A 26690-nucleotide genomic window follows, 5' to 3' on the forward strand; every position below is an offset into this window, starting at 1 on the left:
GAGATGATGGTCAGAGTCGTTCGATGATGGCCGCATTGGCCATGCCGCCGCCCTCGCACATCGTCTGCAGCCCGTAGCGCCCGCCTCTGGCCTCGAGTTCGTTCACGAGTGTCGCCAGCAGTCGCGTGCCTGAGGAGCCCAGGGCGTGCCCGAGCGCGATCGCTCCCCCGCGCGGATTCAGTCGCTCGGGGTCGGCGCCCGTCTCGGCGAGCCAGAGCAGCGGAACCGAGGCGAATGCCTCATTCACCTCGTACGCGTCGAGGTCGTCGATGCTCAGTCCGCTGCGCTGAAGGATGCGCTGGGTGGCCGGCACGACGCCGGTGAGCATCAGGATGGGGTCGCTTCCCGTGACAGCGAAGGAATGGAACCGGGCCCGGGGGCGTAGGCCGAGGCTTTCCGCGCGCTCTGCGCTCATGATGAGCGCTGCAGAGGCTCCGTCGGTGAGAGGCGACGAGTTGCCCGGGGTGATGCGCCAGCCGATCTCGGGAAAGCGCTCCGCCAGCGCGGCGTCGTAGAAGGCGGGCTTGAGGCCGGCGAGGCCTTCGGCCGTCGTCGCCTCCCGCACCGTCTCGTCGCGCTCGGCCGACACGCCGCCTACCGCGACGCGCTCGGCGTTGAAGGCGCCCGCCTGGGATGCCACCGCGGCTCGCCGATGCGAATCGGCGGCGTAGGCGTCGAGTGCCTCGCGCTCGAACCCGTTCCGCGCCGCGATGAGTTCGGCCGCGATGCCCTGGCTCACGAGACCGTCGGGGTAGCGCCGACGGATGCCCTCGCCGTTCCGCGACGCGCCCGCAAGTGAAGATCCGAGGGGCACGCGGCTCATCGACTCCACGCCGCAGGCGATGACGACGTCGTAGGCTCCGGCGATCACGCCCTGGGCAGCGAAGGCCGCAGCCTGTTGGCTCGACCCGCACTGCCGGTCGATCGTGACCCCGGGAATGCTCTCGGGAAACCCGGCCGCAAGCACGGCGTTGCGCACGGTGTTGTAGCTCTGCTCGCCGATCTGGCTGACGCATCCGCCGATCACGTCGTCGATGAGCTCCGGATCCAGGTCGGAGCGCTCGACCAGCTGCCGCAGCACGTCGGCCAGCAGGTCGACGGGATGCACGTGCGAGAGCATTCCGCCCGGCTTTCCACGACCGCTGGGGGTGCGGATGGCATCGACGATGACCGCGTCGCGCGTCATGGCTCAGGCGAACGGGTTCGGGGTGAGCGTGTACTTGGTGTTGAGGTACTCATGGATGCCCTCGAATCCGCCCTCGCGACCGATCCCCGACTGCTTCACACCGCCGAAGGGAGCCGCCGCGTTCGAGATGACGCCCATGTTCAGGCCCATCATGCCGGTCTGCAGGCGCTCGATCATGCGCTGCCCACGGGCCAGGTCACGCGTGTAGACGTAGGCGACCAGACCGAACTCGGTGTCGTTCGCGATGCGCACCGCGTCGTCCTCGGTCGAGAATCGCACGATCGAGACGACGGGTCCGAAGATCTCCTGGCGCAGGATGTCGCTGCCGGGCACGACGTCGGTGACCACGGTCGGCTCGTAGAAGGTTCCCTCCCCCTCGATGCGATTGCCGCCGGTGGTCAGCGTCGCTCCGCGTTCGACGGCATCCTTCACGAGGGCGTCGGCCTTGTCGATGGCGTCGTCGTCGATGAGGGGTCCGATCTGCACGCCCTCCTCCGTTCCGCGGCCGATGCGCATGGCCTTCACCTTGTCGGTGATGCGCTCGGCGAACGCGTCGGCAACCGACTCGTGCACGATGAAGCGGTTGGCCGCGGTGCAGGCCTGGCCGATGTTGCGGAACTTCGCCAGCAGCGCTCCTTCGACGGCCGCGTCGAGATCGGCGTCGTCGAAGATGACGAACGGAGCGTTGCCGCCGAGTTCCATCGAGGTGCGCAGCACGTTCTCGGATGCCTGCTGCAGCAGCATGCGGCCGACCTCGGTCGAGCCGGTGAACGAGAGCTTGCGCAGGCGCGAGTCGCTGATGATCGGCCCGGAGACGGCCGACGACGACGAGCTCGTGACGACGTTGACGACGCCCTTGGGCAGGCCCGCCTGCTCGAGCAACTGCAGGACGAACATGGTGGTGAGGGGGGTGAGCTGCGCGGGCTTCACCACGACGGTGCATCCTGCGGCGAGCGCCGGCCCGATCTTGCGGGTGGCCATCGCGAGCGGGAAGTTCCACGGGGTGATGAAGTAGCACGGGCCCACCGGATGCTGGGAGACGATCATGCGCCCGGTGCCCTCGGGGTTCACGCCGTAGCGGCCGTGGATGCGCACCGCCTCCTCGCTGAACCAGCGCAGGAACTCGCCGCCGTAGGTCACCTCTCCCAGCGACTCCGTGAGCGGCTTTCCCATCTCGAGCGTCATGAGCAGGGCGACATCGCGCTTGCGCTCCTGAAGGGTGTCGAACGCGCGGCGCAGGATCTCGCCGCGCTCACGCGGAGCCGTGTTCGCCCAATCGTCCTGGGCAGCGACCGCGGCATCCAGGGCGCGCACGGCATCTTCGGGAGACGCATCCGCCACCGAGACGAGCACGGCGCCCGTTGCAGGGTCACGCACATCGAAGGTCTTGCCACCCTCGGCGTCCACCCACTCGCCGCCGATGAAGAGCTGTGTCGGCACGGCCGCCAACAGTTCGGTCTCCGTCAGATCAGCCATGTCCTGCCTCCTCGCACGTGGGTCTTCTTCGAGACTAGTCCGCGTCGGCGACGCATCGATTCGGGCTCCGTCTGAGGCTCCAGACACGCTACGGTCGTCGAGGACGGAAGGAATCCCATGGCCCGCACAGTGCAATTGCGTCGGTACGAACTGAAGCCCGCCCTCGTCGAGGAGTTCCTGGAGTGGTGGCCCAGCACGCTCGTTCCCGCGCGCGAGGCGCTCGGGTTCCAGGTCGAGTTCGGCTACTTCAACGCCGCCACGAACGAGTTCACGTGGGCCGTCAGCGTCGACGGCGACGCGGCCGAGTTCGAACGCATCGAGCAGGCCTACCTCGCGTCGCCCGAGCGGGAGGCCGCGTTCGCCGGGCGTGGTCCATGGACGGACGTCTCCGACATCTCCCTGGTGACGCCACTCGACTGGCATTGAGGACCGGAGCTACCGCAAACGCCTCGAACCCTTCGGGAATGCAACGGCTCGTGAGGGCCTTGCATTCATGGTGAGCGCACCACAGGCATCCGTCGGTTTCCGGTCCGAGAGAGGGCCGGTGCTCATCGCACTGATGCTCTCGACGGGGCTGATCGCCATCGATGCGACCATTCTCGCCACGGCGGTGCCCTCGGTCGTGAAAGACCTCGGCAGCTTCGACCAGTTCCCCTGGCTGTTCTCGGTATACCTGCTCGCTCAGGCCGTCTCGGTTCCGATCTACTCCAAGCTCGCCGACACCGTCGGCCGCAAGCCGATCATCCTCGTGGGCGTCGGCCTCTTCCTTCTCGGTTCCATCCTGTGCGGGTTCGCGTGGAGCATGCCCGCCCTCATCGCCTTCCGCGCCGTGCAGGGTCTTGGAGCCGGCGCCGTCGCGCCCATGTCGATGACCATCGTCGGCGACATCTACACGGTGGCGGAGCGCGCCAAGGTGCAGGGCTACATCGCCTCGGTCTGGGCGGTCGCATCCGTCGTCGGCCCCGCGCTCGGCGGCGTGTTCTCGCAGTTCGTCTCGTGGCGCTGGATCTTCCTGGTCAACATCCCCCTCTGTCTGGTGGCCGGCTGGATGCTGCTGAGCGCGTTCCACGAGTCCGTCACTCCACGGCGGCACCGCGTCGACTACGCGGGTGCGATCCTGCTCACGGTAGGCCTCACCCTCGCCATCCTCGGTGTGCTCGAGGGCGGCAACGCCTGGGCGTGGGGCTCGTGGCAGAGCATCGCGTGCTTCGGTGTCGGCGCGCTCGCACTTCTCGCCTTCACGCTCGTCGAACGCCGGGCTGCTGAGCCGATCCTCGACTTGTCCCTCTTCGGTCGCCGGCTGATCACCACGACGACGCTCATCTCGATCGGCGTCGGCGCCATCCTCATCGGAGTGACCTCCTACATCCCGACCTACCTCGAGAAGGCGATCGGTGTCGTTCCGCTCGTCTCGGGCGCCGCCGTCGCCGCCATCACCCTCGGCTGGCCGCTCTCGGCATCGCAGGCCGGAAGGCTCTACCTGCGTTTCGGCTTCCGGCGCACCATCGTCATCGGCGGCATCATCACCCTCGTCGGCAGCCTCGGGCTAAGCCTGATCGCTCCCTATCCGAGCCCCATCTCGATCGCCGGAGTCGCGTTCGTGATCGGCTTCGGACTGGGCTGGGTCGCGGCACCGAGCCTCATCGCTGCGCAGTCCTCGGTCGACTGGGGGGAGCGCGGCGTCGTCACGGGCATGAACGCCTTCGCACGGTCGGCCGGCAGCGCTGTCGGCGTGGCCGTGTTCGGTGCGATCGCCAATGGCATCATCGCCTCGGGAAAGGGACCGCACGATCCCGCGACGGTGGAGGCAGCATCCGGTGCCGTCTTCATCGCCGTCGCCGTCACGGCGGTTCTCACCCTGATCGCCGCCGCGGCCATGCCGGCCTCCCGCGTGGAAGACGTGGAGTTCGTCGCCGCCCCCGCCACCGACTGAACAAGGGCTGGCGTGCTGAGGCGCGCGGGCGGTAGACAGAGCGTGTGTCGGAAACAGCACGCAACGCTCCCGGCCCGCGACTCGCGGGCGGGTTGCTGATCGCCTTCAGCATCCTCGTGGGCGTCGCGGCGGGCTGGCTCATCTCGCTGGCACCGTGGGCCATCCTGGCAGCTCTTCTGCTCACGCTCTCAACGGTGGGAATGGGTGTCGGCGTGCTGTGGACGCTTCGCCCCAGTTGGTCCGAGAAGACGTGGCCGCCGAGTGGGCCGGATCGACCGGCGGACGTGCGAGCACGTCGCAGCCTTCGGGCTCTCGGGATCGTCCTGCTTGCACCACTGCCCGTTTTGGTCGCGGGACTGGGCTGGTCCATCGCCGTCCATTCCTTCAGCTGGCAGCGGGAACCGCTGCTCGCGCTCTTCGTGCTCGCATACGCAACGGCGGGAGTGTGGCTTCTCCGCCTGTCCAGGGTGGACCGGAACGCAATCGCTCCACACGACTCCTACGCGCAACGCCCCGCAGACGGCGCGCGACCGCACGACAGGGAGGGGTGGCGGCGCCTCGGCGGGCCGCTGAAAGGGAACGCCGTGACCGCCGCTAGCGCGCCCTCCGTCATCGTGTTTCTGGTCGTCCCGGTCGAATTGCTCCTCATCCTCGACGACGTGCCCGGGGGCATCGCCATCTGGATCGCCATCGTGGCCGTCGGCGCCGTCATCGGGCTGGTGATCTTGCGTCGATACCGTGCGCCGGTTGACGTCAACCTTGCCGACGAGCTCATCCGCATCGGAGGGAAAACGATGTCATGGGCAGACCTGACCCGGGCCGAACTGCTCGCCTACCCTCCGTGGGAAGGATCCCCCCGAACTCTGGTTCTCACTCTCGGTGACCACACCACCCTGCGAGGGAGGGTCGTTCTGCGGCGCAGGGAACACCTCGAACTCAGCGAAGAAGAGACCCAGCTGGCCCTCCGCGTCATCGACGCGTCTGCCATCGAACTACCTCGTGACAAGGACGACCCGCGGGGGCGCTTCTCCCGACAGCTCCACCCCAGCAGCCTCACCAAAGCCGAGGCGTCAGCACTCATTTTGCGGCCACCCGCAATGGATGAGAACCTGCCCATCGGGACGAACCGATAAGCACCCGGGTCGCCGATCGCATCGGGTAAGCGGCACCGCCTCCGGAATTCTGCACCTCTGTCGCTGCGAGGTGATGTCAGATGTAGTGACGCCAACCGTGAGCGCTCAGTGTCTGGGGTCACTGGCACCGTGTCTTATAGCGCATCGAATCCAATGTAGGGCGACGCGCCTGCAAGGCAGAGCCACCATCCTCACCTTCATCAATTTGCTGGCCGTGTCGATCTGCGGCGAGCGCCGTTCGTCGTACATGCAGATGCCACCTCCAGAGGTAAGGACTGTTATGAAAAGCGCGATCGACCCGTCACCGACCGGCATCGGCGAACGCAGGAAGCAGACCCCCGACCGAATCGAAGGCGTCGTCGGGATTTGGATTGTGCAGAAGTATCCCGTGCAGCCGAACAGCATCCAGAGCCGGCTCGCAACGGATGCGGGAATCGAACGAGACGATATGGGTGGGCCGTCGCGGGGGCGGCGGAGACCATCGCCGTGAGGGATCCTTGCGCGGGCGGCCGCAATGATCCCTGCCGTCGTGCGCACAAGACCGCACCTTCCCGCCGAGGTCGTTATACAATGAGTTATATAGAAGCCAAGGAGGGGTCATGCCCGTCACCTCAATCGACATCGATCAGGACGAGCTCAGGCAGGCCAAGAAACTAACTGGCGCGAAGTCGAATCGCGAAACGGTCGATCTCGCCCTCCGGACCTTGATCGCGGTTCGCCGCCAACCGTCCGCCGTTGAACAAATCATTGGTCGCGACTTCGAGCCAGACCAGATAGACGCGCCAACCATCACCCCCGCCGCTGTGCCGGCGTGACGACATACCTGGTCGACAACAGCGTTTGGCAAAAGGCCGGTAGAAGTCCGGCGATCGCCCGTCGGCTCCGGGAGATTTCGTCGACTCACCTCATCATCACCTGTCCGCCCCAGGTTCTGGAATACTGCCATTCCGCCCGGACAACCGCCGAGTACTCCGATCTCCGAGCCGACATGGACGCACTGCTCCCGGCATGGGCGCACCCGACCGAACAGGATGCCTCAGACATCCAGCAGGCGCTCTGGGACCAGGGTACGCCGCGTGCCGCTGGAGCCTTCGACTGCCTCATCGCCGCGTATGCGCTAGCCAATGACGCAGTCGTCCTCAACTCCGATCATGACTTCGGGCATATCGAGATGGCCACCAAAGGAACCGCTCGCCAGGAGTACATCGCGGAGTAAGCGCTCCAGACCGGGATCGCCACCGTGCGGACGAGCGCAAGCGAGGATCGCCTTGTGGGCTATTCCGTCCCGTCCTCGCCAGGAGTTCCGAAGGAGCGTCGGGCGGCCGCGGGGTGGGCTTCTCGGCGTAACCGGCTTCGTTCGTTCGCTAGCAGCCCAGCTCGTTGATCGCGAAGTTATGCTCTGACGATGGGCATCTGGTTTCCTGCTGTCTCCATGTCTGCGGGAGAGCGGGTTTTGTACAAGAGTGCGGCGAACTCCTTACGGGGCTGGCGGACCATCGGCGGCCAGATCATCGTTACAGATCGGCGATTGATTTTCGTTCCCAATCGACTCGATGCCATGACGGGTGCAAGTCGACGCGAGATTCCACTCCTCGGCATCCACCGTGTCAGCATCCACGCCCCCAGTGCCGAAGGAGTGAATAGGTGGGGCCTGGCGGCGTCGATTCGCCCCCGATTGGAGATCACGGATTCGACTGATTCACCACTGGTCGTAGCTGTCGCCAACCCCGACGGCCTGTACAGCTTGCTGCCGCACTGAGCATTCCTGACCAAAGTGCCCCAGGCCCTATGGCCATCCCGATCCAGTCAGTGCCCGGATCGGCCAGTCTTTCAGCGGATGGTCCAGCCGCCGTCGACAACGAGGGTCTGGCCGGTGATCAGCGATGCCGCGGGAGAGCAGAGGAACAACACGGCCCCCGCGACCTCGCTCGGCACGCCGATCCGATGCAGTGCCGCGATCCGGTCGATGACGTCGGCGCGGAAGGCCGGGTCTGACAACGCTTCCGCCGTGCCATCCGTCTCGATGAACGTGGGGGCGACCGCATTGACGCGGATGCCCCGCTCACCCCACTCGATCGCATGACAGCGAGTCATATGCAGCATCGCCGCCTTCGCGATGCAGTACGAAGACTCTCCCGGCAGCGCGACGATGCCTGCTTGGGAGGCGACGTTCACGATCGCGCTCCCGGAGGGCATGGAGCGCGCGACGTGTTGTGAGAGGAACAGCGCCGAACGCACGTTGAGTGACCAGACCGCGTCGAAGTCCTCCTCCGTGACGTCGATGGCCGAGCCGACGATTCCGCCCCCGGCGTTGTTGACCAGGATGTCGAATGCACCATCCCGCGATGCCGTATCAATGGACGACCGAGCATCGTCGAGCCGCGTGACATCAAGCGAAATAGATGACGCGGAACCCCCGTCCGCGCGAATCGCATCCACCGGCTCTTCCGCGCTTTCGGGATCGCGCACGCCCAGAACGACGTGTGCCCCGGCGCCAGCCAACGCGGATGCGATCGCGCGGCCGAGACCGCGGTTGGCGCCTGTGACGAGAGCCCGCCGGCCCGCCAGATCGAAATACTCCATGTCGCCCCACTCCCATCGGCCCGCAGCGAACCGACAGAGTGTTGGTTCACCTCTGGGTAGCCGCCCTCGTCGCGGACGCCTTGATACTTCGATATCGATACGGCTCCCGACGCTCACAATCTATCGCCGGTGTCGCGACAGGACCGGCGTGTCGCGCGACGGCCGACGATAGCCGGAAAACGGCGAACTGTCACCGGAAGGAGATGAAAGGGGGATCCGCCTGCGACCGGGAGCCCTGACGGGTCGAAGTGATAGCAGGCTGACGACGAGATCACTTCCGCAGGACTGGTCCTCGTCCTGGTGCTCACGCCCATCAGCGTCACAGGCGCATCTGCTGCACCGGCTCCGACGAGCCCTGTTCGACCCGACACCGCAGATACATTGCGAAGCCGCCTCGGCGCTTCTAGCATCGCCATGAGGGTGCCATTGTGATGTTCATCCTCGTTCGACGGCGATGAGTGGGGGACGAACCGATGAAGGCGTTGCGGTACACCAAGGTTGGTTCGGCCCCGGAAGTCGTGGAGATAGACAAGCCGTCGCCGGGCCCGGGCGAGGTTCTGCTGCGAGTCACAGCCGCGGGCGTCTGCCATTCGGACGACTACATCATGAGTTTGCCCGAAGACGCGTATAGCGCCGCCAGCTACCCGCTTCCGCTCACTCTTGGCCATGAGGGGGCAGGCATCATCGAAGAATTCGGCGCCGGTGTGCGTACAGGACTCCAGGTCGGGGATGCCGTAGCCGTCTACGGGCCGTGGGGATGCGGTCACTGTCTCAACTGCTCGAAGGGGTGGGAGAACTACTGCACGAACGCGGCGGCCGAAGGCATACGGCCGCCCGGCCTCGGCAGCCAAGGCTCGATGGCCGAATACATGATCGTCGACGACGTGCGCCACCTCGTCCCCCTGGGCAACTTGGACCCGGTCAAGAACGTCTCCCTCACTGATGCCGGTCTGACGCCGTATCACGCCATCAAGCGCAGCCTCCCGAAGCTCGGCGCAGGTAGCTACGCCGTCGTCATCGGCTCAGGGGGTTTGGGACATGTCGGCATTCAGATGCTCAAGGCACTGTCGGGGGCAACTGTGATCGTCCTCGATATCACCGACGAGAAGCTCGAACTGGCGAAACATGTCGGCGCCGATCTCACCCTGATCAGCGACGCTTCCGCCGCCGACAGGATCAGGCAGATCACCGATGGGCTCGGAGCGAGCGCGGTCTTCGACTTCGTCGGAGCGAACGCGACCATCGCAACGGCGACCGCCGTCGCCGCTATCGACTCGGATGTCACCATCGTCGGCATCGGCGGAGGATCCGCGACAGTCGGGTTCGGCTCCATCGCCTTCGACGCGGCTGTTCGCGTACCCTACTGGGGTTCGCGAAGCGAGCTCATCGAGGTCTTCGAGCTCGCGAGGGCCGGGAAGATCGACGTCGAGGTGCAGGAGTACTCCCTCGACGACGCACCCAGGGCCTACCGGGACCTCCACGCTGGAGGCATTCGCGGCAGAGCCGTCATCGTCCCCTAGTTACGACAAGATCGTGCCCGGCCTCACGTGGTCTCCCACCCGGTAGCCTCTTCGAATGAGCTTGGATGCGAGCGACGAGGAAGGCGGGGTCAGGCAAATGCGCCGCGAGGTCTTCCCGTGGAACCATTTCAGCCAGGCGGCAACATCGCTCGCCCGTGCAGCTGGGGGTGATGCCGCGTGAGCGTGCACCTCATCGGCGGCGGCGCGACGACGAAGGCGGATGCCCCGCTCCACGCGCCGTTCGTCGCCGAAGCGGTGCTGCGAGCGGGCGAAGTGGGCCGCACCCGGCCGCGCATCGCCGTGATCTCGCTGCATCCCGAGGCCGAGGAGAAGGCGGCGGCGCTCGGCGACCTTCTGGCCGAGGCGGCAGCAGGGTCCGCGGTCGAGATGCACCTGACCGCGGGCGGGCCCGGAGAGCCGATCGGTCCCGATGCGCTCGCCGACGTCGACGGCATCGCGGTCGGAGGCGGCATCGTCGAGGATGTGCGCGCCGGGCTCGAGCCGGTGTTCGGCGAGTTGCGCCGGCTGGTCGCCGACGGCGTTCCCTACCTCGGCGTTTCGGCCGGCGCGATGATCGCGGCGGAGGGTTCGTTCGGGAGCGGTTCGCGCATCGGCGGCGTGGTCGTCTCACCGGAGGACCCCGACGACCCCGACGACCCCGACGATGAGCTGGAGATCGAGGTGGGCATCGGCCTCGTCGACGTGGCCATCGAGGTACACGTGGCTCAGCGGGGCATGCTGTCCCGACTGGTCGCCGCCGTGGAATCCGGACTCGTCGCGGGCGGGCTCGGCATCGACGAGCGCACGGCTCTGATCGTGGGCGACGGCGAGCTGCGCGTTGAGGGCAGTGGCAACGTCTGGCGGGTGCTGCGGACCGAGGGCGGTGTGCTGGTCTCGACGATCGGCACGTGATAGCGCCTCGAATTCGCTTCTCCCGAAGGGACTAGCCTCGACGTGTGCCGATGCACGCTGACGAGGTGCCGATGGATGAGGGCACCGCACGACGACTGATCGATGCACAGTTCCCCGAGTGGCGGCAGAAGCCCGTTCGTCGCCTCGCGACGGCGGGAACCGTCAATGCCATCGTGCGGATCGGAGACGATCTCACCGCCAAGTTCCCATTGCGCCGGTGCGAGCCCGGCTCGGTGAGGGCTCAACTCCTGCACGAAATCGAAGCGATGCGCGAACTCGCCGTCTGCTGTCCCTTTCCGGTCCCCCTCGCAGTGGCGATCGGTGAGCCGGGAGACGGCTACCCGCTTCCGTGGTCGGTGCAGACCTGGCTGCACGGAGAGGTCGCCTCACCACACAGCCACGAGAGCTCTGCGGCCTTCGCCCGTGACCTGGTGATGCTGATCCAGTCACTGCGCTCGGCCGACACCCGCGGGAGATCGTTCGAAGGTCCGGGGCGCGGTGGGGATCTCACCGACTCCGATGAGTGGATGAACGTGTGCCTGAGGGAAAGCCTCGGCCTGCTGCCGGTCGATCGGCTCCGTCAGGCGTGGAGTCGGTTGCGCACGTTGCCGGCTCCGGGCCCCGACGTGATGAGTCACCGCGATCTCATACCGGGGAACGTGCTCGTCGAGGGCGAGCACATCATCGGAATCCTCGACGGCGGCGGATTCGGTCCCGCCGATCCCGCACTCGATCTGGTGGCCGGGTGGCACCTGCTCGACACCGATCGCCGCGCACTGCTCCGCGCAGCGCTCAGCTGCGGCGACCTCGAGTGGTACCGCGGCGCGGCGTGGGCCTTCCAACAGGCGATGGGTCTCGTGTGGTACTACCGAGAGTCGAATCCGGTGATGAGCGCCCTCGGCCGAACCACCCTCACGCGCATCCTCGACGACCCGGAACTGTCGGAGCTGATCGAGGCATGACCGTGCTCCTCGTCGGCAGCGGCGTCGGGGCGATCGTCGCCCGGATCGGCTTCCCCGCTCAGTTGATGATCTCGCCCCGCTCGTCCGCGCGCAGTACTGCCAAGCGCTCGTGCCATTCCTGAAGCGCCTCGGCCGTCAGTCGTGTCCAGTCGTTGACCTCGCCCACCACCCGCAGCGGAGCCGTGCTGCGATAGGACCGGGTCGGGTTGCCGGGGAACTTCTTGTCGGTCACGTTCGGGTCGTCCTCGAATGCGCCGGTCGGCTCCACGCGATAGACCCGCGGGATGCCGTCGCCCGCCGCCAGTTCGGCGGCCAGCCCCGCACCGTTCGTCAGAGCGGTGAAGTAGATGTGGTTCATCACGATCTCGGGGCGGTAGTTCGACCGGAATCCCGGTGTGAGCAGGTCGCCCTCACGCAGATCGGCTTTCGTGCCGTGAAAGAAGGGACCCTCATCCTGCGCCTGAATCACGCAGACAGCCTAAGCGAAAGCGCTCGCGAACGCCCCGCGTGCGCCAGCACCCGCCTGAGGCGAGCCTCCGCCGGTCGCTGACGCGCTCAGATACCCAGGACCAGGCGAACGCCGTCGGCGATCTTCGAGAGGATGAAATTCGGAGCGTGCCCCACGGGAAAAGGCTCGACGAACTCCCGGCTGACGGGACCGAGTTGCGACACGACGGCAACGGAGTCCTTGCCGAGTCCGGATGCGTCGACGGGCACAAGCACGTTGCCGGGGAAGGCTTCGAGCGCGAGATTCGAGGTCAACGGAACCACCAGCACCGTGGCGATCTCCGTGGCGAGCAGCCAATCCTCTTGGAGAACGAGTGCTGGACGGCGTTTGGCCGGCTCGGATCCACGCGGTGAACCGAAGTCGACCCACACGACATCGCCGTGCGATATCACCAGTCCGTACCCTCGAGCACGGTGCGCTCCGATTCCTCGAGGAATGGGCTCTCCGCCGATGGTTGTCCGACACGAGCGATGACCGCGTTTGCGAGGGCGGTCAGTTCGGCTTCGCCTTCCAGCTCTTCGACGAGTCGATTACCGGCCCGACGATAGAACTCCGATCGATTCATTCCGTGCCGCGCCGCCACCCGCTCGAAGCGTTCGAAGTCGCCGTCGGGAATCGAGATCGCGGTCTTCATGGGAGCGAGTATAACTGGTTATACTCCTGGCCGCCCCGGGCAGGCCACAGTGTGCGGTCACCGCATCGGAAGGCGGGCCTGACAGTCGTCAGCGCTGGCGCTTCTCGCGCACGCGCATGTTGAGCACGATCGGCGAACCCTCGAAGCCGTAGATCTCGCGCAGCCTGCGCTGGATGTACCGGCGGTAACCCGGGTCGAGGAATCCGGTCGTGAAGAGCACGAATGTCGGCGGCCGGCTCGCGGCCTGGGTGCCGAAGAGGATGCGCGGCTGCTTTCCGCCGCGCACCGGGTGCGGGTGCGCCGCCGTCAGCTCGGCGAGGAAGGCGTTGAACTTGCCCGTCGGGATGCGGGTGTCCCACGACTCGAGGGCGGTCTCGAGTGCCGGCACGAGCTTCTCGATGTGGCGACCGGTGCGCGCGGAGATGTTGACCCGCGGCGCCCACGACACGTGGGCGAGGTCCTGCTCGATCTCACGCTCGAGGTAGCGGCGGCGCTCGTCGTCGAGCAGGTCCCACTTGTTGAAGGCGAGCACCAGAGCACGGCCCGACTCGAGCACGAGGTCGATGATGCGCACGTCCTGCTCGGAGATGGGCTGGCTGACATCGAGCAGCACGACGGCCACTTCCGCCTTCTCGAGCGCGGCCGCGGTGCGCAGCGAGGCGTAGAAGTCGGCGCCCTGCTGCAGGTGCACGCGGCGACGGATGCCGGCGGTGTCGACGAAGCGCCATACTTTTCCACCGAGCTCGACCTGCTCATCGACGGGGTCACGCGTCGTTCCGGCGAGTTCGTTGACGACGACGCGCTCCTCGCCGATGGACTTGTTGAGCAGGCTCGACTTGCCCACGTTCGGTCGGCCGAGGATGGCGACCCGACGGGGTCCGCCGATCTCGTCCTTCGCGACGGCCGAGACCTCGGGAAGAACCTTCAGCACCTCGTCGAGCAGGTCGGCGACCCCGCGGCCGTGGATGGCGGAGACGGGATGCGGTTCGCCGAGTCCGAGGTTCCAGAGCGCGGCTGCTTCGGGCTCCTGACGGGCGTCGTCGATCTTGTTGGCGACGAGGAAGACCGGCCTTCCTGCGCGGCGCAGCAGGCGCACCACCTGCTCGTCCGTCGACGTGGCGCCCACCATGGCATCCACGACGAAGAGCACCACGTCGCTGAGGTCGATCGCGACCTCGGCCTGCGCGGCGACGGAGGCGTCGATGCCGCGGGCATCGGGCTCCCAGCCGCCGGTGTCGACGACGGTGAAGCGGCGATCGTTCCACTCGCCCTTGTACGAGACCCGGTCACGGGTCACGCCGGGGGTGTCTTCGACGACCGCTTCGCGGCGGCCGAGGATGCGGTTCACGAGGGCCGACTTGCCCACGTTGGGTCGTCCGACGATCGCGATGACGGGAAGCGCGGGAAGGTACTGGATGGCGTCGGGGTCTTCGGTGACCGTGTCGAGAACCTCGAAGTCCTCGTCTTCCAGCGCGTAGTCGTCGAGCCCGCGGCGCAACGCCGTCGCACGCTGGTGAGCGTCGTCGTCGGCGATCTCGGCCAGGTTCGCGGCGAGGGAGTCCTCGGCGTCGTAGTCGTCGTTCTCGGTGCTCATGCTGTCTCCTCGATGACCGCGATAACGGCATCGACGGTTTCGTCGAAGTTCAGTCGGGTGGAATCGACGGTCGTGACGCCGTCGGCGGCATTCATGAAGTCCACGACCTGCGAGTCCGCGCGATCGCGCTGCGCCAACTGCCGTGCGACCGTATCTGCCGCGTGGTCGCTCAGCTCGGCCGAGCGCCTCGCCATTCTAACCGCCTCATCGGCCGTGAGCAGAATGCGCACGGGCGCATCCGGGGCGACGACCGTCGTGATGTCGCGTCCCTCGATGACCACACCGGGTCGCGGCACCGCGGCCGCGATGCGCCGGAAGCAGTCCACGAGGTGGGACCGCACCTGCGGGATGCGGGCGATCGCGCTGACGACGGATGCGACGCGCGGCTCCCGGATCGCCTCGGTCACGTCGGCCTCGCCCACGCGCACGTGGTATCCATCAGGCTCGGTGCCGATGCCGTAGTCGAACGCCGGCAGCAGCGCGATGACGGCATCCGCGTCATCCGTGTCGACCGACCGGTCGAGCGCGAACCAGGCGAGCGCCCGGTAGGCGGCGCCGGTGTCGAGGAAGGCCCAGCCGAGGCGGCGAGCGACGGCGCGACTCACACTGCTCTTGCCACTGCCTGCCGGCCCGTCGATGGCCACGATGACGGGTCTGCTGCTCATGATTCGAGGGTATCGGACGGCGCGGGAACGGCTCACCGGGCACGGCTCAGCCGGCGATGCGCCACCCGCGTTGTGCGAGCTCGGTGCTCAGGAACTCCGCCACCTCGGGCAGCACCGCGATCTCGGCGAGGCCCACGAGGATGCCGGGCGCATGCTCGAGCCGGAGGTCTTCGAGGTTGACGCCGATCTCGCCGATCTCCGCGAGCAGGCGCGCGAGTTGTCCGGGACGGTCATCGACCATGACCGTGAGAGAGGCGAAGCGCTTGTCGGTGCCGTGCTTTCCCGGAAGCCGGGCGACACCCGTGTTGCCGCCCGCCAGTTCCTCGGCCACGCGGCGACGCGCGCCGGGCGCCTCGGGGTCGGCGAGGGCGGAGATGAAGCGATCGAGGTCGTCGCGGTAGGCTTGCAGCACCTCGCGCACGGGCGCGGCGTTCGCACCGAGAATCTGCACCCAGAGGTCGGGGTCGCTCGCCGCCACGCGGGTCACGTCGCGCACGCCCTGTCCGGCGAGACCGACGGCCGCGCTCGGCGCGTCCATCAGCCGCCGCGCCATGATGCTCGAGACCACCTGCGGCACGTGCGAGACGAGCGCGACGCCGCGATCGTGTTCCTCAGGGGTCATCTCGACCAGGCTCGCACCGAGGTCGAGGATGAGGTCGTCCAGGGCGCCGGCCCGCCGGTAGCTGATCTCGTCGTGGGCGGCGACGACCCACGGGCGGCCGACGAACAGGTCCGCTCGCGCGGAGAGGGGTCCGCCGCGCTCCCGACCGGCGAGCGGATGCGACCCGATGTAGCGCGAGAGGTCGGCCCCCGACTGCTGCAGCTCGGCGAGCACGGCGAGCTTGACGCTCGCGACGTCGGTCACGATGGCGGTCGGGAAGGCGGCGAGCTCGGCCGCGATCACGCTCGCCGTCACGTCAGGCGGAACGGCCACGACGATGAGCTGGGGCTCATCCCCCGGCTCAGCCCGGCGCCCAGCACCGAGGTCGATGGCGATCACCACGTGTGTGGGCGACGCGTCGGCGAGGATGACGTCGATGCCGCGGGCCCGCAGTCCGAGGGCCACGCTCGTGCCGAGCAGGCCGGCCCCCACGACGCGCACCGGTCCGATGAGCCGCGCCTCAGCCACGCGGGCGCTCCTCTGGCCGCTGCTGCGTCGTTGACTCCGGCTGCGGAACCGTCTGGCCCTGCTGCTCGGCCGACGCGGTGCGCGAGAGCGTGAGCACCTGACCGAGTTCGGCCTTGGTCAGTTCGCGCACCTGCCCGACCTGGAGCGTGCCGAGGTGCAGTGGTCCGAACGAGCGCCGAACGAGTTCGATCACCGGGTGGCCGACGGCATCCAGCATCCGGCGCACGATGCGGTTGCGTCCGGAGTGCAGCGTCAGCTCGACGAGGCTCGACGTGCCGCCGCCCGGCGTGCCGGTGAGCAGGCGGGCCTTGTCGGCCGCGATGAAGCCGTCATCGAGGTCGATGCCCTTCTTCAGCCGAGAGATGGTCTGCGGCGTCACGAGGCCGCGCACCTTGGCGATGTAGGTCTTCGACACTCCGAACGAGGGATGCGCGAGAGCGTGCGCGAGTTCGCCGTCGTTGGTGAGGATGAGCAGTCCGCTCGTCTCGGCGTCGAGGCGACCGACGTTGAACAGCCGCTCCTCGTAGTCGCGCGTGAAGCGGCGCAGGTCGGGCCGGCCCTGCTCGTCCTTCATCGACGAGACGACGCCGGTCGGCTTGTTGAGCATCAGGTAGCGCTTGGTGGCGTCCAGCTGCACCGCCGACCCATCGACCGCCACGAGATCGCTCTCGGGATCGATGCGCCGGCCGAGCTCGGTCACGATCGAGCCGTTGACCTCGATTCGCCCCTCGAGGATCATCTGCTCGACGACGCGACGGGATGCGACTCCCGCTGCGGCGAGCACCTTCTGCAGCCGCACGCCCTCGGGGCCATCGGCTCCGGGATTATCGAAGGTCACCGTCGAACCCCTCTGCTCCGTCTTCGAGCAACGGCGAGATCTTCGGCAACTCGTCGAGGGAGTTGATGCCCAGTTGGCTGAGCAGCAGCTCGGTGGTGCCGTAGTTGATGGCGCCCGTCTCGGAATCGGCGAACAGCTCCGTGATCAGGCCTCGCCCGAGCAGCGTGCGCACCACGGAGTCCACGTTGACCGCGCGGATGGCCGCCACCTGGCCGCGGGTGATCGGCTGCTTGTAGGCGATCACCGAGAGCGTCTCCAGCGCCGCTTGCGAGAGCTTCGACGGGTTCTGCGCGAGCACGAAATCGGTCACGAGGGTGTCGTGCTCCGGTCGCACGTAGATGCGCCAACCGCCGCCCACCTCCCGCAGCTCGAAACCGCGACGGATGCCGGTGGCGCGCCCCAGCGCGTCGACGCCGTCGTAGTCGCGCACGAGTCGCGCGATGGCCTGCTGCACCTCGGCGACGGGCCGGCCGACGGCGGTCGCGAGATGCACGACACCCTGTGGCTCGTCCGTGACCATGAGGATGGCCTCCAGGGCCCGATCCACGTCGCCGGGCGCCGGCTCAACGGAGGTCGGTGCCTCGACGGAGGTCGGTGCCTCGACGGACGGCGGCGCCTCCGTCTGCGCGGCGGACATCTCAACTGTCATAGTCTGCTCCCAGGTTGGCGAGGTTCTCGTCGCTCCAGTTCTCGCTCGTCCACTTCACCGTGAGCTCGCCGAGCGGCTCCAGCTGCTCGAACGAGAGCGCCGCATGCCGGTAGAGCTCGAGCACGGCGAGGAACCGCGCGATGACGACGCCCTTGGCGTCGACGCCGGCGATGAGTTCGCGAAAACTCACGGTGTCGCTGCGCCGCAGGATGGCCACGACCACGGCCGCCTGCTCCCGAATGCTGACGAGGGGCGCGTGCAGGTGGTCCAGGCCCACCACTGGAATCTCGCGGGGCGTCAGAGTGAGCGTGGCGAGCGCGGCGAAGTCCGCGGGCGAGAGCGTCCAGACGAGCTCGGGCGTGCGCTGGCGGAACTTCTCCTCGAGCCGAACGGAACGTGGATGCCGCGAGGCCTCGGCCTCGAGGTGCTCGGCGAACCACGCCGAGGCCTGCTTGAACGCGCGGTACTGCAGCAGTCGCGCGAACAACAGGTCGCGGGCCTCGAGCAGCGCCACGTCCTCCGCGTCGACGAGCTCGCCCTGGGGCAGCAGTCCGGCGATCTTCAGGTCGAGCAGGGTCGCCGCGACCACGAGGAACTCGCTGGCCTGTTCGAGTTCATCGGCAGAGTCGAGCGCGCGCAGGTAGCCGAGGAACTCATCCGTCACGGCGCTCAGCGAGATCTCGGTGATGTCGAGTTCGTGCTTGGAGATGAGCGAGAGCAGCAGGTCGAACGGGCCCTCGAAGTTCGAGAGGGCTACGCGGAATCCGCTGCCCGAGCGCTCGGCGAGGTCAGGCGACGGCGCCACGGAAGACCAGCTCCCGGGCCAGCTGCCGGTAGGCGCGCGAAGCGGGGTGATCGGGGGCGAACTGCGTGATCGGCGTTCCCGAGACCGAGGCATCGGGGAACTTGACCGTGCGGCCGATGACGGTCTCGAGCACCTCGTCGCCGAAGGCGTCCACGACCCGTTCGAGCACCTCGCGGGAGTGCAGCGTGCGGGCGTCGTACATGGTGGCGAGGATGCCGTCGAGCGTGATCGCCGGGTTCAGGCGCTCGCGCACCTTATCGATCGTCTCGATGAGCAGCGCGACCCCGCGCAGGGCGAAGAACTCGCATTCGAGCGGAATGAGCACGCCGTGGCTGGCGGTGAGCGCGTTGACGGTCAGGATGCCGAGCGACGGCTGGCAGTCCACGAGGATGACGTCGTAGTCCGCAGACACCCTCCTCAGCACACCGGCGAGGATCTGCTCGCGAGCCACCTCGTTCACGAGATGCACCTCTGCGGCGGAGAGGTCGATGTTCGCCGGAATGACGTCCAGTCCCTCCACGGCGGTGTGCTGGATGGCGTCTTTCGGGTCCACCTTGCGCGAGAGCAGCAGGTCGTAGATGGTCGTGACGTCGTGCGTGGGCACGCCGAGGCCGGCCGAGAGAGCGCCCTGGGGGTCGAAGTCGACGGCGAGCACGCGACGGCCGTCTTCTGCGAGGGCTGCGCCGAGGCTGATCGTGGTCGTCGTCTTGCCGACGCCGCCCTTCTGGTTGCACAGGGCGATCACACGGGCGGGCCCGTGGTTCTTCAACGCCGGTGGCTGGGGAAATTGGCGTAGTGGGCGACCGGTGGGGCCGAGAGGCAACGTGTCGGGAATGCTCAATTCCACCGAGTCGTGCTGCTTCGCCCTCACGCTTGCCTCTCCTGACTAGGCGCACATCCCGCGCGTCCTGGGCAAGTTTACCGAGCGCAGGGCCTCGGGCCGCGACAACAGGCCGCCATTGTGGGCAACCTTTCGACGGCACCCTCGCCTCCGGGCGCTGCTGCCGCCTCGCACCGCTCAGCGCGCCCGGGGATGCGCCGTCGTGTACATGTCGCGCAGCGTGTCAGCCGTCACCATGGTGTAGATCTGCGTGGTCGCCACCGAGGAGTGGCCGAGCAGCTCCTGCACCACGCGCACGTCGGCTCCGCCGGCCAGCAGATGGGTGGCGAACGAGTGCCGCAGGGTGTGCGGAGAGACCTCAGTGGCGATGCCGGCCTTGGCCGCCGCGGCACGGATGATGAGCCAGGCGTTCTGGCGGGAGACGCGCTGGCCGCGCAAGCCGAGAAACAGCGCGGGTGTGGCGCTCCCCCGCGCCGACAGCGCCGGCCGTGCCCGAACCAGGTAGGAGTCGATGGCCGCACGGGCGTACGAGCCGACGGGAACGATGCGCTGCTTGCCGCCCTTGCCGAACAGCCGCACGACCGAGTCCTCGAGCACGTCGTCGACGTTCAGCGCTACGGCCTCAGACACGCGCGCCCCCGTGGCGTAGAGCAACTCGAGCAGCGCCTTGTCGCGCAGCGCCTGCAGGCCCTCACCATCCGTCGCCGCGAGCAGCGCTCCCACCTCGTCGATCGAGATGGCCTTCGGCAGGCGCATGCCGAGCTTGGGCGGCTTGGTCTCGTGCGCCACGTCGAGTTCGGCCTCGCCTTCCTCGAGCAGAAAGCGGTGGAAGCCGCGCACCGACGAGAGCACGCGGGCGATCGAGGATGCTTTCAGCGGCGCTTCCGGCCGCGTGCCGAGATGCTGCACGAACGCCGAGAGCTGGGCCTTCGTGATGGCGCCGACGTCCGTGACCCCCTCCTGGGAGAGGAAGTCGGTATAGAGCGCCAGGTCGCGACGGTACGCCGCAACGGTGTTCGGCGAGAGCCCACGCTCGACCGTGACGTGCCGCAGGAACGGCGCGACCGCAGCTTCAGGGCTCATGCTCCGAGTCTGGCAGCGCCCGGCTCAGCGGTCCGCGGCGCCGCGGCGCGATCGCCTCGGCCACGGCTCGTCGCCGGGGGCGAGGTTTGCGAAACCGCGGGCGCGGGCAGCCTGCGCCGCGAGCGCTCCGATGATGAGCGGCGCGTTCTGCACCCGTCGCGCCAGGGCAGCCTCCACGAGGTCGTCGAGGTCGACCCAGCGCAGTTGCATGTCGGCCTCCTCCTCCTCGCGTGTGAAGTCGTGCTCGACGGGATACACGTCGCGGGCCAGGTAGATGCGGATGACCTCCGAGTTGCCGCCGGGCGAGGGCACGAAGTCGGCGAGCACATTCCACGTGCGGGCGCCGAGGTCGACCTCCTCGCCGAGTTCGCGTTTCGCGGCAGTCAACGGATCTTCGCCGTCGACGTCGAGGAGCCCCGCCGGGATCTCCCAGTCGCGCGTGCGCACCGGGTGGCGGTACTGCTGGATGAGCAGCACCCGACCCTGCTCGTCCATGGCGAGTACGCCCACCGCTCCGGTGTGGTCGACGAACTCGCGGGTCACCTCGGAGCCGTTGTAGTCGAACACCTCCCGGCGCACGTCCCACACCTTGCCCTCGAACACCCGCTCGGAGCTCAGCAGCCGCGGCTCGAAGGCCTCGTCGGCGAACCCGTGCCCGTCGGCCTGCGGGGCCGCGGACGCCTTCGGTCCGTCACCCTCAGGCATCCTTCACCTCGAACAGCCGGCTCGCCTGCTGGCGGTCGAGGGCCGCGCCCACGAGGCCGCGGAACAGGGGATGCGCGTGGTTGGGGCGCGAACGCAGCTCGGGGTGCGCCTGGGTGCCGACGTAGAACGGGTGCTGGTCGCGCGGAAGCTCGACGAACTCGACGAGGTGCCGGTCGGGCGAGGTGCCCGAGAACCACATGCCGGCATCCGAGATCTGCTCGCGGTAGCCGTTGTTCACCTCGTAGCGGTGTCGGTGGCGCTCCGAGACGACGCTCTCGCCGTACAGCTCCGAGACGAGCGATCCGTCTGCGAGGGCTGCCGGATAGAGACCGAGGCGCATGGTGCCGCCCAGGTCGCCGCCGGCGATGATCTCGACCTGCTCCTCCATGGTGGCGATCACCGGGAAGGGCGTCTCGGGATCGAACTCCGACGAGGAGGCGCCGTCGAGGCCGGCAACGTTGCGGGCGTACTCGATCACCATGCACTGCAGGCCGAGGCACAGGCCGAGCGCCGGGATGCCGTTCTCGCGGGCGAAGCGCAGCGCGCCGAGCTTGCCCTCGATGCCGCGCACGCCGAAGCCGCCCGGAACGCAGATGGCGTCGAGATGCGAGAGGTTGCGAGCGGCACCCTCCTCGGTCTGGCACTCATCCGACGGGATCCACTGCAACTGCACCTTGGTGTTGTGCGCGAACCCGCCGGCCCGCAGCGCCTCGGTGACCGAGAGGTAGGCGTCGGGAAGGTCGATGTACTTTCCGACCAAGCCGATGGCGACCTCGTGGCGGGGGTTGTGCACGGTCTCGAGCAGCTCCTCCCAGCCGCTCCAGTCCACGTCAGCCGCATTCAGCCCAAGTGCCTCGATGATGTAGCTGTCCAGGCCCTGGTCGTGCAGCATCGCGGGGATGTCGTAGATGGAGGCCACGTCGACCGCGTTCACCACGGCGCCCTCGTCCACGTCGCACATGAGCGCGATCTTGCGCTTGTTCGACTCGGTCACGGGACGGTCGCTGCGCAGCACGAGGGCGTCGGGCTGGATGCCGATGGAGCGCAGGGTGGCGACCGAGTGCTGCGTCGGCTTGGTCTTCTGCTCACCCGAGGCACCCATGAAGGGAACGAGCGAGACGTGCACGAAGAACACGTTCTTGCGGCCGAGCTCGTGACGAACCTGGCGGGCCGATTCGATGAAGGGCTGGGACTCGATGTCGCCGACCGTTCCGCCGATCTCGGTGATGATCACGTCGGGCTGCGGCGTCTCCGAGGCCTGCAGCCGCATACGGCGCTTGATCTCGTCGGTGATGTGCGGGATGACCTGCACCGTGTCGCCGAGGTACTCGCCGCGGCGCTCCTTGGCGATCACACTCGAGTAGATCTGGCCCGTGGTGACGTTCGCGGCCTGGCTGAGGTTGATGTCGAGGAAGCGCTCGTAGTGGCCGATGTCGAGGTCGGTCTCGGCACCGTCATCGGTCACGAAGACCTCGCCGTGCTGGAACGGGTTCATGGTGCCCGGGTCGACGTTGAGGTAGGGGTCGAGCTTCTGCATCACGACGCGGAGCCCGCGCGCCGTCAGAAGGTTGCCCAGGCTCGCGGCCGTGAGGCCCTTGCCCAAAGAAGAAACGACACCACCGGTGACGAAGATGTGCTTGGTGATGCCGTTCGAGATGCCCGCGTGAATGTCTGCCACGGGCTTCCATGCTATCACGGCGCTTTCGGCCACCGCAGTGCACGCCATGCCGGAGCGGCGCGCATCAGGCGCCGACGGATGCCTGGGCCAGCTCGATGAGCTCCCGTGCGTGAGCGAGGCCGCTCTCCGAGTCGGGCAGTCCGGAGAGCAGGCGCGCCATCTCGGCCACGCGCGCGTTCCCGTCGAGCTGCTCCACGCTCGAGGCGGTGATGGCCCCAGAACGATCCTTCGCCACCCGCAGGTGGTTGCCCGCGAAGGCGGCGACCTGGGCGAGGTGCGTCACGACGATCACCTGCGCGCTCTCGGCCAGTCGCGCGAGCCTGCGCCCGATCTCGATGGCCGCGGCACCGCCGACGCCGGCGTCGACCTCGTCGAACACGAACGTCGGTACGGGACCGGTGGCTGCGATGACGACCTCGATCGCGAGCATGACGCGCGAAAGTTCTCCACCCGAGGCGCCGCGTCCGAGCGGCCGCGGCTCTGCACCCGAGTGCGGTCGCAGCAAGAGCGCGACGGCGTCGCCGCCGAGCGCGCCCAGTTCGTCCTGCTGCTCCACGGTCACGAGGAGTGCGGCATCCGGCATCGCCAAGGCGGAAAGCTCCTCGGTCACGGCGGCGGCGAGTCGCCGTGCCGCGTCTGCGCGCAGCGCGCTCAGCTGCTGCGACAGCTCCCGCGCGCGCTGCTCGTCCTGCGCGGTGCTCGCCGTGAGGGAGGCGATGCGCTCCGCGTCATCGTCGATGTCGAGCAGCCGCAACCCGCCCTTCTCGGCGAAGGCGAGAACATCGTCGACGCTGCCGCCGTGCTTGCGGGCGAGGGCACCGAGTTGGGCACGGCGCTCCTGCACCGCCTCGAGCTCCCGGCTGCCGTCGGCGTCGAGTCCGGCGAGGTAGCTGGAGAGCTCGGCAGCGGCATCCGCGATGAGGAAGCTCACGTTGGCGAGTGCGTCAACGAGCGGCGCGAGGGTGGCATCATGCGACACCACCCGTTCGAGTTGGCGACGGGCGGCCTCCACGGCAGCGACCGCGTCGGTGCTCTCGTCGCTCTCCTCTGCGGAGATCCACTCCCGCGCACCTGCTGCGGCGATGCGCAGCTCCTCGAGGTTGCCGAGTCGCTCGGCCCGCTCGACGAGCTCCTCGTCCTCACCCGGTTGCGGATCGAGTCGTTCGATCTCGGCGAGGTCCCCTCGCAGCTGTTCGGCCTCCCGCGCCCGCTGCTCGCGGTCCTCGGTCAGCTCCTTCAGTGTGTGCGCACTCTCGCGCCAGCGCTCGTAGACGGTGCGGTACTCCTCGAGCACCTGCGCGAGTTCCGCGCCGGCGAACCTGTCGAGCGCGGCCCGTTGGGCCGCTGCCGAACGCAGCCGGATCTGGTCGGACTGGCCATGCACAACGACGAGCTCGTCGGCGAGGTCGGTGAGAACGCTCACGGGCGCGGAGCGACCGCCGACGATGGCGCGCGAACGTCCCTCACTCGACACGGAGCGTCCGAGCAGCAGCTCCCCCTCGTCGACAGAGCCGCCGGCATCCCGCACCCGCTCGGCGACGGCACCGGTCTCCTCAACGAACCAACGGCCGTCCACCCGTGCCTCGGCGCTTCCGCTGCGCACGGCGCCGGCGTCGGATCGCGCACCGAGCAGCAGCCCGAGCGCGGTCACGACCATGGTCTTTCCGGCTCCGGTCTCGCCGGTCACCGCCGTGAAACCCGGCCCGAGGGGAAGCGTGGCGTCGGCGATGACTCCGAGGTCGCGGATGCTGAGTTCCTCGATCACGGGGTCGGACCTCGCCATCCGGTGACGGGCAGCTGGAACTTGCCCACCAGTCGATCGGTGAAGGGACCGGTGTGCAGTCGCGCCAGCCGCACGGGCACCTTCGAGGCGCGCACGACCACGCGGGCACCGGGCGGCAGGTCGAAGGAGCGCCGGCCGTCGCACCAGAGAATGGCCGAGGCGTCGGTGCGCTGCAGCAGCTCGACCGCGAGGGCCGAATCCGGCCCGACCACGAGCGGACGGGCGAACAGGGCGTGTGCACTCAGCGGAACGAGAAGCAGCGCGTCGAGGGTCGGCCAGACCACCGGCCCGCCGGCGGAGAAGGAGTAGGCCGTCGATCCCGTCGAGGTCGCGAGCACCACCCCGTCGCAGCCGAACGTCGAAAGCGGCCGGCGGTCGACCTCGATGGCCACCTCGAGCATCCGCTCACGGCTGGCCTTCTCGACGGTGGCCTCGTTGAGTGCCCAGTCCTCGTGGATGACCTCGGTGCCGTTCTTCACGCGCACCGCGAGGGTCATGCGCTCCTCGACGACGTAATCGCGGGCCAAGGCTCGGCGCAACGCTTCGCCGAGGTCGTCGCGCTCGCTCTCTGCGAGGAAGCCGATGTGGCCGAGGTTGACGCCGAGGATGGGAATGGCGGCGGCACGCACCAGTTCCGCCGCCCGCAGGATGGTGCCGTCTCCCCCGAGAACCACGACGAACTCGAGGTCCTCGGGCTCGACGCCCTCGCCGAGCCGGCGGGTCTGGCCGTCGAGCTCGGGGGCGTGGTGGTGCAGGTCGTCCCACTGGTCACCGGGAAGCACCGGCGTGGTGCCCGCGTCGGTCAGCTGCCGACAGGCCTCAACCGCGGCGCCCAGGGACTCGGGCCGGCCGGTGTGCGCGACGACGAGGATGTGGCGTTCCTGTGCCATGCATCACGCTCCCGTCATCGCTGTAACCCGGTCCAACCATTCTGTCGGATTGACGCCGCGCATCGCGCTCAACCAGACGAGGTACTCGATGTTCCCGGCACCGCCGGCCAGCGGAGAACGCACGAAACCGGCCGTGCCGAGGCCGACGTCGAACGCCGCCCACAGTACGTTCGTCACGGCATCGGTGCGGGCGGCAGGGTCGCGCACGACACCCTCGCGGGTTCCGCCCTTTCCCACCTCGAACTGCGGCTTGATGAGCAGCACGAAGTCGGCGTCCGGTGTCGCCGTGGCCCGCAGGGCGGCGAGAACGTGTGTGAGGGAGATGAAGGAGAGGTCGGCGACGACGAGGTCGGGCCGTTCCGGCACTCCGGACGCCGCCGCAAGGCCGTCAGTGGTGAGGTCGCGCACGTTGAAGCCCTCCACGAGCACGAGCCGGGGCTCGCCCTGAAGACCCGTAGCGAGCTGGCCGTGCCCGACGTCGACCGCGAGCACCCGCGCTGCGCCGCGCTCGAGCAGCACCTGGCTGAACCCTCCGGTGGAGGCTCCCGCATCCAGTGCCACCCGTCCGGCGACGGGAACGTCGAAGGCGTCCAGCGCAGCGATGAGCTTGTGGGCCGCGCGACTGACGTAGTGGTCGGCGCCGGCGATCTCGAGCTGCTGCTCGTCGCGCACCGGCGTGGATGCCTTGAGCACCGCTCGTCCGTCCACACTCACGAGCCCCTCGGCGATCAGCGTTGCCGCGTGCGTGCGCGATCTGGCCAAGCCCCGCGAGGCGAGGGCGGCGTCCAGTCGCTGCCCTGCCACGTTCAGGCCTGGCTCCGCGTCTCGGCGGTGCCGTCCAAAGCGTCGCGGAGGCTGTCGTGCAGGGCGGCGTAGGCCGCGGCTCGATCGGCCAGCGGCTGGTCCTCGATCACCCGCAGGCGCGGAAGCAGTCCGTCGTCTGCCGAGGTTTCCGCGATCCGGGCCTCGGCATCCGGCGCTGGGGAGGGCGCGGTCGGTGTGTTCTGCGTATCCACGGTTCCCACGCTAAGCCCATTCGGTGACGGCACGAGGCTGCACTCTCCTTCTGTGGCAAACGCCTTCTCTGGCGAACGGGTTAAATGCGAAGAGGCCGCCCCGAAGGGCGGCCTCTTGCCAATTTAAGTCCGGCGGTGTCCTACTCTCCCACAGGGTCTCCCCTGCA

At 68.2% G+C, this 26690-nt stretch carries 30 protein-coding genes; 10 read left to right on the plus strand and 20 right to left on the minus strand.

Features of this window, described 5'->3' with window-relative positions:
- Nucleotides 1-10: 10 nt before the first annotated feature.
- Together WDJ51_RS02515 and WDJ51_RS02520 are read right to left on the minus strand one after the other, a co-directional pair.
- A complete protein-coding gene (locus WDJ51_RS02515) occupies nucleotides 11-1186 on the minus strand; it encodes a thiolase family protein (RefSeq protein WP_337850843.1) in 1176 nt (391 codons plus the stop codon).
- A 3-nt stretch (nucleotides 1187-1189) separates the two neighbouring features.
- Complete coding sequence (locus WDJ51_RS02520; protein WP_337850844.1) at nucleotides 1190-2662, minus strand: NAD-dependent succinate-semialdehyde dehydrogenase; 1473 nt, start codon at nucleotides 2660-2662, stop codon at nucleotides 1190-1192.
- A gap of 117 nt (nucleotides 2663-2779) precedes the next feature.
- Between WDJ51_RS02520 and WDJ51_RS02525 the strand changes: the two genes are divergently transcribed.
- The 6 genes from WDJ51_RS02525 to WDJ51_RS02550 all read left to right on the plus strand — a co-directional run bounded on the left by WDJ51_RS02525 (nucleotide 2780) and on the right by WDJ51_RS02550 (nucleotide 7487).
- On the plus strand, nucleotides 2780-3088 hold the full coding sequence (locus WDJ51_RS02525; protein ID WP_337850845.1) for a hypothetical protein: 309 nt from the start codon (nucleotides 2780-2782) through the stop codon (nucleotides 3086-3088).
- Between the two features lie 67 nt (nucleotides 3089-3155).
- On the plus strand, nucleotides 3156-4595 hold the full coding sequence (locus tag WDJ51_RS02530) for an MFS transporter (RefSeq protein ID WP_337850846.1): 1440 nt from the start codon (nucleotides 3156-3158) through the stop codon (nucleotides 4593-4595).
- A 92-nt stretch (nucleotides 4596-4687) separates the two neighbouring features.
- Nucleotides 4688-5728, plus strand: a complete 1041-nt coding sequence (locus WDJ51_RS02535) for a hypothetical protein (protein WP_337850847.1) — start codon at nucleotides 4688-4690, stop codon at nucleotides 5726-5728.
- Between the two features lie 599 nt (nucleotides 5729-6327).
- On the plus strand, nucleotides 6328-6543 hold the full coding sequence (locus WDJ51_RS02540; RefSeq protein WP_337850848.1) for a type II toxin-antitoxin system VapB family antitoxin: 216 nt from the start codon (nucleotides 6328-6330) through the stop codon (nucleotides 6541-6543).
- Nucleotides 6540-6944 (plus strand): PIN domain-containing protein, encoded by a 405-nt coding sequence (locus tag WDJ51_RS02545; protein ID WP_337850849.1) that lies wholly within the window; start codon nucleotides 6540-6542, stop codon nucleotides 6942-6944. Before WDJ51_RS02540 ends, WDJ51_RS02545 begins: the two co-directional genes overlap by 4 nt.
- Before the next feature lie 189 nt (nucleotides 6945-7133).
- Entirely contained in the window at nucleotides 7134-7487 is a 354-nt protein-coding gene (locus WDJ51_RS02550; protein ID WP_337850850.1) for a hypothetical protein, read from the plus strand.
- Nucleotides 7488-7558: 71 nt separating this feature from the next.
- Here the strand turns inward: WDJ51_RS02550 and WDJ51_RS02555 are convergent, their stop codons facing one another.
- Nucleotides 7559-8311 (minus strand): SDR family NAD(P)-dependent oxidoreductase, encoded by a 753-nt coding sequence (locus WDJ51_RS02555; protein ID WP_337850851.1) that lies wholly within the window; start codon nucleotides 8309-8311, stop codon nucleotides 7559-7561.
- 473 nt (nucleotides 8312-8784) lie between these two features.
- Between WDJ51_RS02555 and WDJ51_RS02560 the strand changes: the two genes are divergently transcribed.
- From WDJ51_RS02560 to WDJ51_RS02575, 4 genes are read left to right on the plus strand one after another with little or no spacing between them, the layout of a single operon-like run.
- The gene (locus tag WDJ51_RS02560) at nucleotides 8785-9831 is read left to right on the plus strand and encodes an NAD(P)-dependent alcohol dehydrogenase (protein WP_337850852.1); all 1047 of its coding nucleotides are present in this window, start codon (nucleotides 8785-8787) and stop codon (nucleotides 9829-9831) included.
- A 55-nt stretch (nucleotides 9832-9886) separates the two neighbouring features.
- Nucleotides 9887-10012 (plus strand): hypothetical protein, encoded by a 126-nt coding sequence (locus WDJ51_RS02565; protein ID WP_337850853.1) that lies wholly within the window; start codon nucleotides 9887-9889, stop codon nucleotides 10010-10012.
- Entirely contained in the window at nucleotides 10009-10743 is a 735-nt protein-coding gene (locus WDJ51_RS02570) for a Type 1 glutamine amidotransferase-like domain-containing protein (protein WP_337850854.1), read from the plus strand. Before WDJ51_RS02565 ends, WDJ51_RS02570 begins: the two co-directional genes overlap by 4 nt.
- Before the next feature lie 50 nt (nucleotides 10744-10793).
- The gene (locus WDJ51_RS02575; protein WP_337850881.1) at nucleotides 10794-11705 is read left to right on the plus strand and encodes an aminoglycoside phosphotransferase family protein; all 912 of its coding nucleotides are present in this window, start codon (nucleotides 10794-10796) and stop codon (nucleotides 11703-11705) included.
- A 58-nt stretch (nucleotides 11706-11763) separates the two neighbouring features.
- Here WDJ51_RS02575 and arr read toward each other — a convergent pair whose 3' ends face one another.
- From arr to WDJ51_RS02660, 17 genes are all read right to left on the minus strand, one after another.
- Complete coding sequence (arr, locus tag WDJ51_RS02580) at nucleotides 11764-12174, minus strand: NAD(+)--rifampin ADP-ribosyltransferase (protein WP_337850855.1); 411 nt, start codon at nucleotides 12172-12174, stop codon at nucleotides 11764-11766.
- An 86-nt stretch (nucleotides 12175-12260) separates the two neighbouring features.
- Nucleotides 12261-12605 (minus strand): type II toxin-antitoxin system PemK/MazF family toxin, encoded by a 345-nt coding sequence (locus tag WDJ51_RS02585; protein ID WP_337850856.1) that lies wholly within the window; start codon nucleotides 12603-12605, stop codon nucleotides 12261-12263.
- On the minus strand, nucleotides 12602-12847 hold the full coding sequence (locus WDJ51_RS02590) for a CopG family transcriptional regulator (RefSeq protein WP_337850857.1): 246 nt from the start codon (nucleotides 12845-12847) through the stop codon (nucleotides 12602-12604). Before WDJ51_RS02590 ends, WDJ51_RS02585 begins: the two co-directional genes overlap by 4 nt.
- 88 nt (nucleotides 12848-12935) lie before the next feature.
- Nucleotides 12936-14441 (minus strand): ribosome biogenesis GTPase Der, encoded by a 1506-nt coding sequence (gene der / locus WDJ51_RS02595; protein ID WP_337850858.1) that lies wholly within the window; start codon nucleotides 14439-14441, stop codon nucleotides 12936-12938.
- The gene (gene cmk / locus WDJ51_RS02600) at nucleotides 14438-15106 is read right to left on the minus strand and encodes a (d)CMP kinase (RefSeq protein WP_337850859.1); all 669 of its coding nucleotides are present in this window, start codon (nucleotides 15104-15106) and stop codon (nucleotides 14438-14440) included. The genes der and cmk overlap by 4 nt, the downstream gene beginning before the upstream one ends.
- Before the next feature lie 46 nt (nucleotides 15107-15152).
- On the minus strand, nucleotides 15153-16235 hold the full coding sequence (locus WDJ51_RS02605) for a prephenate dehydrogenase (RefSeq protein WP_337850860.1): 1083 nt from the start codon (nucleotides 16233-16235) through the stop codon (nucleotides 15153-15155).
- A complete protein-coding gene (locus WDJ51_RS02610; protein WP_337850861.1) occupies nucleotides 16228-17073 on the minus strand; it encodes a pseudouridine synthase in 846 nt (281 codons plus the stop codon). Before WDJ51_RS02610 ends, WDJ51_RS02605 begins: the two co-directional genes overlap by 8 nt.
- Nucleotides 17060-17722: an SMC-Scp complex subunit ScpB gene (gene scpB, locus WDJ51_RS02615; RefSeq protein ID WP_337850862.1), complete on the minus strand. Its 663-nt coding sequence runs from the start codon at nucleotides 17720-17722 to the stop codon at nucleotides 17060-17062. The genes WDJ51_RS02610 and scpB overlap by 14 nt, the downstream gene beginning before the upstream one ends.
- Nucleotides 17712-18527: a segregation and condensation protein A gene (locus tag WDJ51_RS02620; protein ID WP_337850863.1), complete on the minus strand. Its 816-nt coding sequence runs from the start codon at nucleotides 18525-18527 to the stop codon at nucleotides 17712-17714. The genes scpB and WDJ51_RS02620 overlap by 11 nt, the downstream gene beginning before the upstream one ends.
- On the minus strand, nucleotides 18511-19374 hold the full coding sequence (locus WDJ51_RS02625) for a ParA family protein (RefSeq protein ID WP_337850882.1): 864 nt from the start codon (nucleotides 19372-19374) through the stop codon (nucleotides 18511-18513). Before WDJ51_RS02625 ends, WDJ51_RS02620 begins: the two co-directional genes overlap by 17 nt.
- 171 nt (nucleotides 19375-19545) lie before the next feature.
- A complete protein-coding gene (gene xerD, locus WDJ51_RS02630; RefSeq protein WP_337850864.1) occupies nucleotides 19546-20451 on the minus strand; it encodes a site-specific tyrosine recombinase XerD in 906 nt (301 codons plus the stop codon).
- Nucleotides 20452-20475: 24 nt separating this feature from the next.
- Nucleotides 20476-21156 carry an NUDIX hydrolase gene (locus tag WDJ51_RS02635; protein ID WP_337850865.1) on the minus strand — a complete coding sequence of 227 codons (681 nt, stop codon included), beginning with the start codon at nucleotides 21154-21156 and terminating at the stop codon, nucleotides 20476-20478.
- On the minus strand, nucleotides 21149-22834 hold the full coding sequence (locus WDJ51_RS02640) for a CTP synthase (RefSeq protein ID WP_337850866.1): 1686 nt from the start codon (nucleotides 22832-22834) through the stop codon (nucleotides 21149-21151). The genes WDJ51_RS02635 and WDJ51_RS02640 overlap by 8 nt, the downstream gene beginning before the upstream one ends.
- Before the next feature lie 64 nt (nucleotides 22835-22898).
- Complete coding sequence (gene recN, locus WDJ51_RS02645) at nucleotides 22899-24617, minus strand: DNA repair protein RecN (RefSeq protein WP_337850867.1); 1719 nt, start codon at nucleotides 24615-24617, stop codon at nucleotides 22899-22901.
- Entirely contained in the window at nucleotides 24596-25507 is a 912-nt protein-coding gene (locus tag WDJ51_RS02650; protein ID WP_337850868.1) for an NAD kinase, read from the minus strand. The genes recN and WDJ51_RS02650 overlap by 22 nt, the downstream gene beginning before the upstream one ends.
- Before the next feature lie 3 nt (nucleotides 25508-25510).
- Nucleotides 25511-26311 carry a TlyA family RNA methyltransferase gene (locus WDJ51_RS02655; protein ID WP_443218452.1) on the minus strand — a complete coding sequence of 267 codons (801 nt, stop codon included), beginning with the start codon at nucleotides 26309-26311 and terminating at the stop codon, nucleotides 25511-25513.
- Nucleotides 26312-26313: 2 nt separating this feature from the next.
- Nucleotides 26314-26523, minus strand: a complete 210-nt coding sequence (locus tag WDJ51_RS02660) for a hypothetical protein (protein WP_337850869.1) — start codon at nucleotides 26521-26523, stop codon at nucleotides 26314-26316.
- Nucleotides 26524-26690 lie beyond the last annotated feature (167 nt).

The sequence above is a fragment of the Rathayibacter sp. YIM 133350 genome (assembly GCF_037404875.1).
In the GTDB taxonomy this organism is placed as follows: Bacteria; Actinomycetota; Actinomycetes; order Actinomycetales; family Microbacteriaceae; genus Orlajensenia.

What these genes read in the sequence shown, in the direction of transcription:
- recN (WP_337850867.1), bottom strand. Translation starts at nt 24,617, where the DNA reads ATGGCGAGGTCCGACCCCGTGATCGAGGAACTCAGCATCCGCGACCTC.
- WDJ51_RS02590 (WP_337850857.1), bottom strand. Translation starts at nt 12,847, where the DNA reads ATGAAGACCGCGATCTCGATTCCCGACGGCGACTTCGAACGCTTCGAG.
- WDJ51_RS02540 (WP_337850848.1), top strand. Translation starts at nt 6,328, where the DNA reads ATGCCCGTCACCTCAATCGACATCGATCAGGACGAGCTCAGGCAGGCC.
- WDJ51_RS02565 (WP_337850853.1), top strand. Translation starts at nt 9,887, where the DNA reads ATGAGCTTGGATGCGAGCGACGAGGAAGGCGGGGTCAGGCAAATGCGC.
- WDJ51_RS02550 (WP_337850850.1), top strand. Translation starts at nt 7,134, where the DNA reads ATGGGCATCTGGTTTCCTGCTGTCTCCATGTCTGCGGGAGAGCGGGTT.
- xerD (WP_337850864.1), bottom strand. Translation starts at nt 20,451, where the DNA reads ATGAGCCCTGAAGCTGCGGTCGCGCCGTTCCTGCGGCACGTCACGGTC.
- scpB (WP_337850862.1), bottom strand. Translation starts at nt 17,722, where the DNA reads ATGACAGTTGAGATGTCCGCCGCGCAGACGGAGGCGCCGCCGTCCGTC.
- WDJ51_RS02520 (WP_337850844.1), bottom strand. Translation starts at nt 2,662, where the DNA reads ATGGCTGATCTGACGGAGACCGAACTGTTGGCGGCCGTGCCGACACAG.
- WDJ51_RS02650 (WP_337850868.1), bottom strand. Translation starts at nt 25,507, where the DNA reads ATGGCACAGGAACGCCACATCCTCGTCGTCGCGCACACCGGCCGGCCC.
- WDJ51_RS02525 (WP_337850845.1), top strand. Translation starts at nt 2,780, where the DNA reads ATGGCCCGCACAGTGCAATTGCGTCGGTACGAACTGAAGCCCGCCCTC.
- WDJ51_RS02555 (WP_337850851.1), bottom strand. Translation starts at nt 8,311, where the DNA reads ATGGAGTATTTCGATCTGGCGGGCCGGCGGGCTCTCGTCACAGGCGCC.
- WDJ51_RS02530 (WP_337850846.1), top strand. Translation starts at nt 3,156, where the DNA reads ATGGTGAGCGCACCACAGGCATCCGTCGGTTTCCGGTCCGAGAGAGGG.
- WDJ51_RS02560 (WP_337850852.1), top strand. Translation starts at nt 8,785, where the DNA reads ATGAAGGCGTTGCGGTACACCAAGGTTGGTTCGGCCCCGGAAGTCGTG.
- cmk (WP_337850859.1), bottom strand. Translation starts at nt 15,106, where the DNA reads ATGAGCAGCAGACCCGTCATCGTGGCCATCGACGGGCCGGCAGGCAGT.
- WDJ51_RS02575 (WP_337850881.1), top strand. Translation starts at nt 10,794, where the DNA reads ATGCACGCTGACGAGGTGCCGATGGATGAGGGCACCGCACGACGACTG.
- der (WP_337850858.1), bottom strand. Translation starts at nt 14,441, where the DNA reads ATGAGCACCGAGAACGACGACTACGACGCCGAGGACTCCCTCGCCGCG.
- WDJ51_RS02635 (WP_337850865.1), bottom strand. Translation starts at nt 21,156, where the DNA reads ATGCCTGAGGGTGACGGACCGAAGGCGTCCGCGGCCCCGCAGGCCGAC.
- WDJ51_RS02515 (WP_337850843.1), bottom strand. Translation starts at nt 1,186, where the DNA reads ATGACGCGCGACGCGGTCATCGTCGATGCCATCCGCACCCCCAGCGGT.